This window comes from Agarivorans sp. Alg241-V36 (assembly GCF_900537085.1).
GTDB lineage: Bacteria > Pseudomonadota > Gammaproteobacteria > Enterobacterales > Celerinatantimonadaceae > Agarivorans.
Genome location: NZ_UNRE01000004.1, coordinates 185,667 through 198,361, shown reverse-complemented (window position 1 = coordinate 198,361; position 12,695 = coordinate 185,667). Strand labels below are relative to the sequence as shown.

The following is a 12,695-nucleotide window of genomic DNA, read 5'->3' as shown; positions in this document are numbered from 1 at the left end:
TGTTTTTTGAGCTTTGTGCATTAGAGATTTTCATTTTTTTAGCCAAGAAAAGAAAGCGCTTACTTTTTTGATGGTTGTTTTATATGGAAAATACTGACTTTTAATGGAGTTAAAATGAAATTGTCTAAACTATCGCTTGCGTGCTTAGCAGCAGTGTCTAGCTTGTCTCTCTCTGGTGGTGCTAACGCGTCTACCGAAGGTTTTGAGTTTCATGGTTACTTTCGTGCTGGGCTGTTAACAAGTGCCGAAAACGATTTTAAAAAAGCTAATTTTGCTGGCCAAAAAGAAACCTTAGGTCGTTTAGGTTTGGAAGCCGATAACGACGCTAGCCTTAACTTTGCTAATACTTGGGCCTTTGATGATGGCCGCTCAGTTAAAGTAAATGTTGGCTTAGGGGATTACGGCCAAGAGAGCTCACTAAGCGCCAGTGCCGATGCCTTCCAAATGGGTTTTGGCCAGTTATTTATTGAATTTGATGGCATGTCGTCGAGCGGCATATTCTGGGGGGGGAAACGAGAATACGGTAAAGACAACTACATCTTTATGACCGACTTTTTCTACAGTGATATGTCGGGTACTGGTGTAGGTATTACTGGTTATGAAGTTGGCGATGCACTGCTGGATTTCGCTTACATTGCCAGTGACCGTGTTGACCCCACTATTGACCGTTGGGCTACTGACGATGCGGGCAATCTAGAAAACCTTAATAACATCATGCATGCCTTTCAATTTGGCGTGACTTACGGCGCGCTTGAATTGTCGGCTATGTATAAAACCATGCCAGATAACTGGGATTATGATGGTAAAGAGTGGGCTGAAACGGGCTACGATTTAACCGCGATTTACACCCTAAATAGCTTCTTTGGTATTCCTGGTAATGGCTTCTCTAAAATTATTGCTCAAGCAGGTAAAGGTTTAGGTTCAGGCAATTTGCTAGCAGGTACAATTACCTCATATAACGCTTACCACCCTGGTTCGCAGTTTCAGGGTGAGCACCCAGATTGGACCTGGAGCTCGGCTTCTGCTGGAGGTGACGCGAACCGCTTATTAACAATGGTAGATGAGAAAGATACCTCTGCCCGCTTATTGTTGTGGGGCGGTTACACCCTAGATAACGGCATCGGTTTCTTCCCTTCCATTCAAGGTCAATACAACGATCACCACGAAAATGATCTAGGTAGCTACGACTACTGGATTTCAGCAATGGTTCGCCCAACCTTCCCAGTAAGCGACCATTTCTACGTGCAGGGTGAATTGGGTTATGTGCACAACAACTGGAGTGGCGCTACCTCAAACCAATCTAAAATTACTGTTGCACCCACCTTTATCTTACCTACTGGCATGGGACCTGCGCCAGAAATTCGCTTGCTAGCCACTTATTTGCCTAAGTCGTGGACCCACACTAACGAATCTGGTGAATCAGATAGTGATTTCATCTTAGGTTTCCAAGCAGACGTTTGGTGGTAAGCCCTTTAGAGCCTCTACCTAACTAGAGGCTCTAGCTAGTTCATAACGTTTCCTTTCGTTCTTTACCTTTTATTGAGGTAGGCGAGGCAATAACGCGGTTAACTAGGTAGTGAGCAATAGAGAGCTGAACAATTGCCCACTAGCTTTATTAACCACTAACACTGGTTTGTGTAGGGCAGTGTTTAGTAGCGCTTTTGTCTCGTCCTTTTTTAGTTATTTGCCAACTTTAGGAGTCAGATAATGATCTTGATAGGAGTATTTATATTACTGGCTATTAGTTATGTCGTAGTTATGGATATTGTAAATATAGTGAATTCTTGGTGATGTATGATTAGATTGTTCTCAAATAAAAAGGCTCGCAATACTTCTCTAGTTAGACGAATGTATTTAGGTTTTGCAGTAATGGTGTCGCTATTTATTGTTACTGTAGCTTTAATGCTTAGTGGGACTAGCCGGGTGCACCAGCAGCTGCTGATGGTGAACTCTGATGCCCTTCCCTTAGTCACCTATTCCAACCTTACCAGCGTAAATTTGCTGATCGCCGATAAAACCTTTAAAGATTTTTTGACTACAGAAAACAGCGCTAAGCAGCAAGAGTTTGCCAACAAATTCGAGCAAGATCATCAAGCTTTTTTAGCTGCATTGGCAAAGCTTAAGCAAGCTACGCTAAAAGACTCTTCTCTGACTGAGCAACTATTTGCATTAGAAGAACTAGAACAGCGCTACTTTGCCGAGTCTAAACTGGCTATGGCTAACTACCGTAATCAGCTCTCTGCTCAAAGCGAGCGGAGAATAACCGCTCGCCGCTTTCAACAGTTGCAAACTGAATTGCGTCTTGGCATGAGCGAATTCGTAAATAGCCAAGATGATTTAGCCGTAAAACTCATGGCTAAAAGCTATTTTGAAAAACTAAAACAAACCGAAACCATTACTTCAGATGCTTTGGCTAGTGATGATGTAAAAGCCATTGCAGAGGCAATAAAAAATAACAAGCGCAGTGTTACCAGGCTTAATTTTTCATATCAAGGTTTGGCTACGCAACTGCCCGAACTTAGCCAGCACTTTGACCAAGCAACTAAGCAATTTATTCAAGACGTAGGCAAAAAAGGTGGGGTATTAGATTTACATCACCGCTCGGTTAAATCACGCAATTTACTGTATCAAAACATTGCGGTGCTGGCCGAAGAAGTGGATAAGGCTCTGGCCATATTAGGTGAATTTAGACAAGCAGCTAACGTACTAAAAGATAGCGCCATTGATAGTGCCGAAACTATTTACCGCGACAGTTATCAGCACGCCTTTGTTATTGGTGGGGTGGTGAGTGCCTTCTTACTGTTTTTAGCTTGGATCTTGTCGCGTAACGTACGTAAACCTTTAGCCAGTATGCTGCAAACTCTCGAAGCCCTTACCGCTGGTGATATGCGCCAGCGAGTGGACAACCATAGCTTTATCGAATTTGAACAGTTGGGCGCGCACATTAATACCTTAGCGAGTCACTTGCAGAGCATTTTACAAAAGCTTGGGGTTACTTCGACTAACTTGGCCGAGGTGTCTGCGCAAAATCAGTCTGCCATGTCGGATTCAAGTGAGCGCCTTGGTGAGCAGCGCCATCAAACTGCTACTGTTGCGACTGCCATGACCGAAATGGAACACTCTGTTAAAGATGTAGAGGCAAGTGCGAGAAGCTCGATGCAAAAGGTGGGGGATGTAGAGTCGGCAGTGCGCACCGGTAGCTTAGTTATGAGTAACAATACTGCCACTATCAATACCTTATCTGGTCAACTTAATGAATCAGTAGATGCGGTGTCTGCTGTGCAGCAAATGAGTGTAGATATTGGCTCTATTCTCGACGTGATTCAGCAAATAGCTATGCAAACCAATCTACTGGCGCTAAATGCTGCTATCGAGGCAGCCAGAGCGGGTGAGCAAGGGCGTGGGTTCTCGGTAGTGGCGGACGAAGTGCGGGTGTTGGCAAAACGCACTACAGATGCTACTAGCGAAATTGAAGAAATGATCCAAGGTTTACAAGATAAATCTGAAGATGCCAGTGCGGTGATTCAACGCTGCGTAAGTGAAATGCAAAACAGTGTGGAGCACTCTGAGCAGGCTAATAAGGCAATGACTGACATTCAAACCAGCATCGCCGAAATTAGCCAAATGAGCTATCAAATTGCTCATGCCGCCGAAGAGCAAACCACCACCGCTAATATGATTGCCCGAAGTTTGGAAGACATTAATCATGTTGCCGATTCCAATACTCACTCTATGAAGCTTGTTGCTAAGGTGAGTAACAAATTGGATGAGTTAGCCCATCAGCAAAATGAACTGGTATTGGGCTTTAAAGTGTAAATAGCGTCAGATAAAGCACAGGGACGTGCTGCGTTAATTAAAGCGAGGCTTAGTTGTTTATAGCCTGACCGTAAGCGGTATAAATCAGGGAAAGCAGCATGCAACAAATGAGTCATTACAAGGAGAGTGTTTTGAAAGCGATTATTTGGCTGGGTTTGTTCGCCATGCTAGTGTCCCCCAGCTTATTTGCTTACAACAGTTTTCGGGTTAAAAACCAACCCAACGAGACCATAAGTAACAATGCGCAAATTACTTATAAGGAGCTGTTCACCAGTGCCGGTGTACTTAAGTCCAACATCCATGGTTTAGTCGGCCTAGTTAAGCACTATGGCATTTTTAAACTTAGCTGTGCTGCCGAGGGCGGGGTGAGGGTTGAGCACAACATTTTGAGTGCCCAACATAAAACCCTATACCTCGATGGCAAGGCTTTAACGGTGGATTTAAGTCACGGCTTATCGGAGCCTGTTATTGCCAACTTAAAAATGGCAAATTCAGTCAGCTTTGCTCAAGAGATCACCAATACAGCGGGAGAGGTGATTCCGGCTAATCAGGTTATTTCGCTATTGGGGTTTGAGGCATCTTATTATCGGGTGAGTTACTTATGCAATGAGCAACAAAAAGTGACGGCTGCACTGCGATTATAAAGGATTGTTCAGGCTTAGCTAAGCAAAGGCTGTTTTATTGGTTGCCAAGTGTTTTTTTTGCGGCTGCCCCGACAGGGAATCACTGTTATAAGTTGTAAAGCTGATTAGTAACGCAAGGGTGATGCGTATGCTTACGTATACATTTTAATTGAGTAATCTGAGTATGGTTTATTATTGTATGGTGATGAATAGTTTAAGTAATCCTGTATTGAGTTGCTTGAATCTTAATATAAATGAATCACATGATTAACGAGTTTGTTCTAGTCCGGCCTCTGTACCATATTTAGATTTAGAAGAAGCCGTCCTAGTGACGGCTTTTTTACGTTTTGATGCCGGCGTTTTCCCTATGTGTGCAATCATTCAGCCCAATCGGACTTCAATCAAATAGCTTAAACAAGCAATCCTGTTTCTAGTGCTTATTCGTGAGCGTTATCAATCAATGGCTTTGAAGTAAGCTATGACTTCGCTTATTGTTCTTGTCTAGCATAGGTTGTTAAGAGGGCGCGGTTTGTTGGTTAATACCTTAGACAAGGTTTTGTTTGCGGTTCTGTTGTTGGGCTTTATGCAGTTGCCGCTGTTAAGCAATCATTACTTACAGTTTGTCAGTGGTCAACATGATGTATTGCAACAGCAAGTGGACAACTTTCAACAGAATGCTGAGTTGCACCAATACTCAAGCATTAACGCGATGATTGATGACTTTAAGAATAATCCTAACTTGGCGGTGCGCACAGACGCCGAGCAAAAACAGCAAACCATGTATGAATACGAGGAGCTGAGCCAAGCAATTACAGTCTTTGAGCAAGGCTCTTATTATCAAAAAGCCAAATACATGCTTAGCCCTCAGCGCTGGGAAACGCTTGAAAAAGTACTCGGTAACTTCAAACCTGGTATATCTTTAGAGCCATTATTATTAGCCTATAGTGGATTGGCCGCTTTGTTGTTTGGCGGCCTGCTGATGTGGCCGATTAGAAGGGTGGGGCGGACACTTAAGTCTTAATACCAATCGTACAAAGTAACTGTTCATTCTATCTGGTTAAAATACTCGATAACTGCGTTAGAGTTTTTGATTGTAGAATAACTACTTATCGAAAAATTCTGCCTTATTCTCGAGTATTTTTCCTGCGTTATTTCTGATCACTTACTTAGTGTGATTGGTATAAGTGAGAAGTTGTTACCAGAAGAAAGTTAAAAGGCTGCATTAAGCAGCCTTTAATTTAGCGAAGTATGACCGTTTCTTTATAGTTTTGCCGCGGCTTCAAATACTGCATGAGTGTAAGCGCCTTCCGGCTTTTTGGTGATTACTGGAGTTGAATCACTATCAAGCAGAACATTTACGGTGCGGTCAAAGGCAGCTGGATCTAAGTAGCCAATTCCTTTATCACTGCTAGCCAGTAATTTTGCTACTTCGTTTGCCATGCGAATTTGGTGCTCTTCAGTTTGAGCGCCAGTATCATCGTAATCCAATACTATTAGGCCCGCTTCTTTAGGGTTAGCTGCCGCCCATTCCCAGCCTTGAATAGTCGCTTTCAAAAACTTGGCGTAAGTAGCTAGCTTTTTACTGTCTTTTAAGCTGTCTTCTAGCACATACAAACCGTCTTCTAAGGTGGCTACGCCTTCTTCTTCATACTTAAACAGCATCAGTTCTTCGTTGCTTAAACCGCCATCAAGTACTTGACCATATTCGTTGTAGGTCATGGTAGAAACGCAGTCAGCTTGGCCTTGGAAAATAGGGTCCACATTAAACCCTTGTTTTAGCACTGTAACTCCATCTTCGCCGCCTGTAGTGGCGTAGCCTAATTTAGACATCCAGCTCAAGAAAGGGTATTCGTTACCAAAAAACCACACCCCTAAGGTTTTGCCTTTAAAGTCGGCAGGGCTACTAATGCCGCTAGATTTCAAACAGGTTAACATCATGCCTGATTTGCCATAAATCTGCCCTATGTTAACCAGTGGCAAACCTTTCTCTCTTGTCGCTAAAGCAGAAGGTAACCAATCTACAACTACGTCGGCACCGCCACCGGCAAGCACTTGAGCTGGCGCTATGTCGGGCCCACCGGGTTTAATCGTTAAATCAATTCCTTGGTCTTGGTAAAAGCCTTTGTTTAGCGCAACGTAGTATCCAGCAAACTGTGCTTGAGTTACCCACTTTAGCTGTAAAGTCAGCTTCTCTGCTGCAGATGTCCCAAAACTCGCTGCAAGTAATGCAGCGCCCGATGCGAATGAAATCAGTTTCTTATTCATAGTTAATTCCCTTTATTGCAACAATACTTGAGTGTGTAAAACTAGCGCTTATGTGTTCCTCTAAATGAGGGATGCCAAAACAGTAGTGACCTTTCCAACAGAGCCAGAGCTCCATAACTTAAAGAACCAGCAATTGCCGCAACAACAATTGTGGCCCAAACCATATCCATGTTCATTCGCCCTACCTCAGTAGAAATCCGAAAGCCCATACCTACGATAGGTGTGCCAAAAAACTCAGCCACAATTGCGCCAATCAGTGCCAGGGTCGAGTTGAGTTTTAAGGCGTTAAAAATGAAGGGCAAAGCCTGTGGCAGTTGGCTTTTAATAAAAATTTGTGACTTGTTGGCTGCGTAGGTATGCATTAAGTCGCTATGAATGGCGTCGGTTGACTGTAAACCCGCAAGTGTATTAATAAACATGGGGAAAAATGTCATAACTACAATCACTGCGGCTTTTGACTGCCAGTCAAAACCAAACCACATCACCATGATAGGCGCGATACCTACAATGGGGATCGCCGACATAAAGTTACCTAGAGGTACTAAGCCAAGGCGCAAAAAACGGCTCTTTACCGCCAGTTGAGCAACAATGAACCCAGCGCTGCAACCAAGAAAATAACCCGCCAGAACCGCCTTCAAATAAGTTTGTTTAAAGTCAGCCCAAAACATCGGGAGGTTATTGCTTAAACTATAGAAAATAGCGCTAGGGGCTGGCAGCAATACTGCTGAGACAGCAAAACCTACCACGATGCTTTGCCAAGTAAGCAATAACAAAAAGGCAAACAAACTGGGCACTAGGACTTTAGTGACAGCCGCGTAGTTAGGATGAGTCTCGGCAAGCTGCGTGAGCTGGCTTAGCAAGGCGGTAACGGCATAAGCTGCTACCGCAAGCAGTATTAATAAGCCTGGAGATTGTTGGTAAAAACCTTGCCCACTGGAGCTAACTACCACTACTTGGCTAGCTAATAAACAGAGGTAACTAATGGTTAAAACATACTTAGGCATTACTCAGCCCTCCGCGACGTTTTAGCAAGGCGGTTTCTGCTAGGTTAACTATCCATACCAGTAACGAGCCGAGCAGGGCTGCCATGATCAGGGCTGCCCAAATCTGCTGCGTTTGGCCGTAGTAAGAGCCGCTTAACAAACGTGAACCCAAACCTCCCTGAGCACCCGTGGGGAGTTCGGCCACAATGGCCCCCACTAACGCGGCCGCAATCGCAACTTTTAAACTGGCAAATAAGTAGGGTTGCGCCGAATACCACCTCAGCTTCCAAAATGTTTGCAGTGCGCTGGCATTGTAGGTGCGCATGAGTTCAACATGCAGAGTGTCGGAGGCGCGTAAGCCTTTTACCATGCCAATGGTGACCGGGAAGAAAGACAAGTACATTGAGATAACCGCTTTAGGTAGTACCCCGGTGATATTTAGCGCGCCTAATACCACCACAATAATCGGCGCAATGGCGAGTATGGGAATGGTTTGGGAAGCAATTATCCAAGGCATTAAACTCGCCTCTAAGGTCTTGTTATGAACAATGCCTATGGCAATAACAATGCCTACAACAGAGCCCAAGAAAAAACCCAGCATGGTGGAGTTTAAGGTGATTAGGCTATGGTGAACTAAAGATCGCTTAGAGCTTACCGACGTATCAAACACCGACTTTTTCAACTCTAAGGCCACTTGATGAGGCGCCGGCAGCATTGGTCGTTTTACTTGATAGGCTTGACTAGCAATTTGGCTGTATGACCACTGCTGTTTTTTACGCTCTAGCTGGTTGATTAGTTGGTTACCATTCATGATCAACGCTGCCAGATACCAGATGCCAATAATGGCTAAAATCATGCTGGCGAGCGGTAGCCAACTGGCTCCAATATTGAGATTTTTCATATCACTACTCTCCCATGAATCTAATCAATGGCATGGTCGTTGGCTAGGGCGCTGCGAATTTCGGCAGCCAATTGATGAAAAGCAGCCTGGTCGCGTAATGCGAGTGTTTTTAACTTAGGCAAGGGGCTCTCAATCACTTTTACAATGCGCCCTGGGCGCGGCGACATCACTACGATATGGGTGGAGAGAAGCACTGCTTCGTCGATAGAATGGGTAACAAACACCACGGTTTTTTGAGTTTCCTGCCAGATGCGCAGTAACTCCATATTCATGTGGTCACGGGTAATTTCATCTAAGGCACCAAAGGGCTCGTCCATTAGCAGCAACTGCGGATTAATACATAAAGCTCGAGCAATAGAGGCGCGTTGTTGCATGCCTCCGGATAGCTGCCAAGGAAACTTATTGTGAAAATCCTGAAGGCCAACCATCTTTAGATTTTTATCGATTTGTTTTTGTTGATGAGCGCCAGACTGTCCAGATATTTCCATTGGTAAGGCGCAGTTTTGTTGAATAGTGCGCCATGGTAATAGGCCAGGTGCTTGAAACACATAGCCATAAAGTCGATTGAGTCGCGCATCTTTAGGTGAAGTGCCGTCTACTTTAATGCTTCCTGAAGTGGCTTGCTCTAAGTCAGCAATTACCCGCAATAGGGTGGTTTTACCACAGCCAGAGGGGCCGATAAATGACACGAAATCGCCCTCGTTAATATTCAAGTTAATGTTTGAAAGCGCGTTAACTGGACCATCGTTAGTGTCGAATACCAGCGAAAGGTCTTCTACCGATATCATCGAACGATTGATGTTAGCCGCTGGTGCTACTTGTTCTTCTTGGGGCTGTTGTATTGCTAGCATCATTGTCTCTCTTATTTTGCTATTAATTGGGTAAATGCTTAGCGCTCAACGGGCACTGGAATATTTGCCTTATTAAACTTTTTCACTGCGTCGAAAATAGACGGAAATGCTGGTCGTTTTATGTAGCGGCCTGCGCCTTCTTCGACAAATAATTGGCCGTCTTTAAATACCACCTTACCTTGGCTAATGGTGATGTGAGGCGCACCCGTAACGATGCGTCCTTCAAAGATATTAAAATCAATTTTCTGATGATGAGTAGCGGCTGAGAGAGTATGTTTTTTCTGAGGATCCCAGATAACGATGTCGGCATCTGAGCCAGCGGCAATGGTGCCTTTTTGCGGGTAAATATTGAATATTTGCGCTGAGTTAGTTGATGTCACCGCCACAAATTCTTGCTCGCTCAGGCGGCCTTGATTAACGCCCGAATCCCAAAGCACCATCATTCGATCTTCTACGCCTGCGGTGCCATTAGGTATTTTGCTAAAATCGTCTTTGCCAGCCGCTTTTTGCTCAGCACAAAAACAGCAATGGTCGGTGGCTGTGGTTTGTAAGGTGCCACCTTGTAGCGCTTTCCACAATACGTCTTGGTGACCTTTAGGTCTAAATGGCGGGCTCATTACATGAGCAGCCGCAGTTGCCCAATCACTGCTTTGATATACGCTGTCGTCTAACTCTAAGTGGCCAGCTAAGCATTCACCGTAAACTCGTTGCCCTTCATGGCGAGCTCTGGCTATTTCATCTACCGCTTCTTTACATGATACGTGCACCAAATACAGCGGTACGCCCAATGACTGAGCAATGCGAATCGCTCTGTTGGCAGCTTCGCCTTCTACTTCTGTAGGCCTTGAAAGCGGGTGAGCTTCAGGGCCGGTCATGCCAGCTTCCAGAAGTTTTTGTTGTAGGTGATAGACCAGCTCGCCGTTTTCTGCATGAACAGTAGGCATAGCGCCTAATTCTAGGCAGCGATTGAAGCTATTAACCAAGGTTTCATCTTCGGCCATAATGGCATTTTTATATGCCATGAAGTGTTTAAAGCTATTCACTCCGTGCTCGTTAACTAACAAGCCCATGTCTTGGTATACGCTGTCGTCCCACCAGGTTACCGCCACGTGAAATGAGTAGTCTGCTACCGAGCGAGAAGCCCAATCTCTCCAAGTATTAAAAGCTTCCATTAAAGGCTGCTGTGGATTGGGGATCACAAAGTCGATAATCATGGTGGTTCCACCAGCCAAGCCAGCAGCGGTGCCGCTATAGAAGTCTTCGCTTGCCACTGTTCCCATAAAAGGAAGTTGCATGTGAGTGTGTGGGTCGATACCTCCAGGCATAACTAGCTTGCCTTTGGCGTCAATCACTTCGGCACCATCGGGAACGGCTAGGTTCTCGCCTACGGCTTTAATCAAACCATCTTCACAGTAAACATCAGCCAATATACTTTGATCAGCGTTTACTACCTTTCCACCTTTAATTAATAAACTCATGGTTCACAAACTCCATTTCGACATGCTTTAAGACAGCACCATGTTTGGGGTGTTCGCCTATCTCTTTTGAGGTATTTACGCTTATGCAATCTACTGACCATGTGGACAGAAGTTATTGTTAAGGAGGCTGTAAGCCGCGCGCTTACTTGGCTTAAGTGGCTAGATTGGCAGTATGGTTAGTCACTGCTATTGAATACTTACGCCTCAAGGCAGGGCGGTTAAGCCCAATTTTAGTGCATAAAAACTGAGCGATTTACTCGGGAATTAACTGTTTTCACTGAGATTATTAATGTTTTAATAGTTTATACTCAATTAAATCAATGGCTTATGCTTTGGTGTTTAACATCCTGTCCGCGTGGTCAGTTGTTTGCATGTATCCGCCTAGTACAAAACTAATTTGTTACTTCACTGCTTAGTAATAGGCGTAGTTTGGTTATTGGAGGCCATGATGAGTAGCTTTAAAATTAATAGTGACCGCTTGTGGGACAGCTTAATGGAAATGGCAAAAATAGGTGCCACAGCCAAAGGGGGGTGCAAACGTTTAGCCTTAACTGATCTCGATAAGCAAGGTCGCGAACTTTACATCAAGTGGGCTGAAGAAGCTGGCTGCACGGTAAGTGTGGATCAGGTGGGCAACATATTTTGTGTGCGTCCCGGCGAGGATATGAGTTTAGCGCCTGTTGGAACAGGTAGTCATTTAGATACCCAACCTTCGGGCGGAAAATTTGATGGTGTTTTTGGGGTTCTGTCTGGCCTAGAAGTTGTGCGCTCGTTGAATGATCACGGCATTAAAACCAAACATCCTATTGAAATATCGGTATGGACCAATGAAGAAGGCTCTCGGTTCGCGCCAGCGATGATGGGCTCAGGGGTGGTGTCTGGCCGCTTTAGTTTGCAGGAAATACTCGATAGTTGTGACGTAGATGGTTTGCGTTTAGGTGATGAGTTGCAGCGAATAGGCTTTGCTGGAGATGTCCCGGTAACTGGCAGGCAGTTCCATGCCTTTTTTGAAACACATATTGAACAAGGCCCTTACTTAGAGGCGGAAGAAAAACAGATTGGCGTAGTGACTGGCGGCCAAGGGCAGCGCTGGTTTAATGCCACTCTAACCGGTCGAGAATCACACGCAGGCACAACTCCAATGCACCTACGTAAGGATGCGTTATTGGCCAGTACGCAGCTCATTCAAAAGGTTGAAGAAATTGCCAAGGCTCACCCCCCTGGTTGTGGAACCGTGGGATTTGTTAATGTGATGCCCAACTCTAGAAACACCATTCCCGGCAAAATAGAAATGAGCATTGATTTACGCCACCCGTTGGATGAAGAGTTAAGCGCAATGGATCAAGAGCTTAGTGATTTTGTTGCGGATTTAGCTTCGCAAACCGGAGTAGCGATAGAGCTGGATCCGTTTTGGTATTATGAGCCGATCCACTTTGATCAAGCTTGTGTAGAAGCGGTAAGAAACGCCACGGCTAAACTGGGATACAGCCATATGGATATTATCGCTGGTGCCGGACACGATGCTTGTTATGTCTCCGACTTTGCGCCAACTGGAATGATTTTCACCCCCTGTCTAGATGGGATTAGCCATAACGAAATCGAGAGCACCACCCAAGAAGAATGTGAAGCGGGCTGCTCGGTATTATTAAATGCCATGCTAACAATGGCTGAACAAGTTAGTGAAGATAATAGCGTGTTGGCAAGTGATCTTGCTTAATCACAAACAGGTGCAATAAATAGGCTCGGCAGAGCGCTGAATATGGTCAATGCTCTGTTGT

Annotated in this window: 10 protein-coding genes; 5 read left to right on the top strand and 5 right to left on the bottom strand. The window is 44.8% G+C overall.

Annotated elements, in window-relative coordinates; all coding sequences use genetic code 11:
- Positions 1–114 precede the first annotated feature (114 nt).
- The 4 genes from G6R11_RS10860 (at position 115) to G6R11_RS10845 (ending at position 5,460) form a co-directional block, all read left to right on the top strand.
- The gene (locus tag G6R11_RS10860) at positions 115–1,467 is read left to right on the top strand and encodes a carbohydrate porin (protein ID WP_163133101.1); all 1,353 of its coding nucleotides are present in this window, start codon (positions 115–117) and stop codon (positions 1,465–1,467) included.
- 327 nt (positions 1,468–1,794) lie between these two features.
- Entirely contained in the window at positions 1,795–3,816 is a 2,022-nt protein-coding gene (locus G6R11_RS10855) for a methyl-accepting chemotaxis protein (protein ID WP_163133100.1), read from the top strand.
- A gap of 131 nt (positions 3,817–3,947) precedes the next feature.
- Positions 3,948–4,460, top strand: coding sequence for a hypothetical protein (locus G6R11_RS10850; protein WP_163133099.1), 513 nt, complete (start codon positions 3,948–3,950; stop codon positions 4,458–4,460).
- A gap of 508 nt (positions 4,461–4,968) precedes the next feature.
- Positions 4,969–5,460, top strand: coding sequence for a DUF2937 family protein (locus G6R11_RS10845; RefSeq protein ID WP_163133098.1), 492 nt, complete (start codon positions 4,969–4,971; stop codon positions 5,458–5,460).
- A 239-nt stretch (positions 5,461–5,699) separates the two neighbouring features.
- Here the strand turns inward: G6R11_RS10845 and G6R11_RS10840 are convergent, their stop codons facing one another.
- From G6R11_RS10840 to hydA, 5 genes are read right to left on the bottom strand one after another with little or no spacing between them, the layout of a single operon-like run.
- Positions 5,700–6,704 (bottom strand): ABC transporter substrate-binding protein, encoded by a 1,005-nt coding sequence (locus G6R11_RS10840; RefSeq protein WP_163133097.1) that lies wholly within the window; start codon positions 6,702–6,704, stop codon positions 5,700–5,702.
- Positions 6,705–6,745: 41 nt separating this feature from the next.
- Complete coding sequence (locus G6R11_RS10835) at positions 6,746–7,708, bottom strand: ABC transporter permease (RefSeq protein ID WP_163133096.1); 963 nt, start codon at positions 7,706–7,708, stop codon at positions 6,746–6,748.
- Entirely contained in the window at positions 7,701–8,588 is an 888-nt protein-coding gene (locus tag G6R11_RS10830; RefSeq protein WP_163133095.1) for an ABC transporter permease, read from the bottom strand. Before G6R11_RS10830 ends, G6R11_RS10835 begins: the two co-directional genes overlap by 8 nt.
- A gap of 20 nt (positions 8,589–8,608) precedes the next feature.
- The gene (locus G6R11_RS10825) at positions 8,609–9,442 is read right to left on the bottom strand and encodes an ABC transporter ATP-binding protein (protein WP_240352443.1); all 834 of its coding nucleotides are present in this window, start codon (positions 9,440–9,442) and stop codon (positions 8,609–8,611) included.
- A gap of 35 nt (positions 9,443–9,477) precedes the next feature.
- A complete protein-coding gene (gene hydA, locus G6R11_RS10820; protein WP_163133094.1) occupies positions 9,478–10,917 on the bottom strand; it encodes a dihydropyrimidinase in 1,440 nt (479 codons plus the stop codon).
- 448 nt (positions 10,918–11,365) lie between these two features.
- Here hydA and G6R11_RS10815 point away from each other — a divergent pair, with 448 nt between their 5' ends.
- The gene (locus G6R11_RS10815) at positions 11,366–12,634 is read left to right on the top strand and encodes a Zn-dependent hydrolase (protein ID WP_163133093.1); all 1,269 of its coding nucleotides are present in this window, start codon (positions 11,366–11,368) and stop codon (positions 12,632–12,634) included.
- The last annotated feature ends 61 nt before the right edge of the window (positions 12,635–12,695 follow it).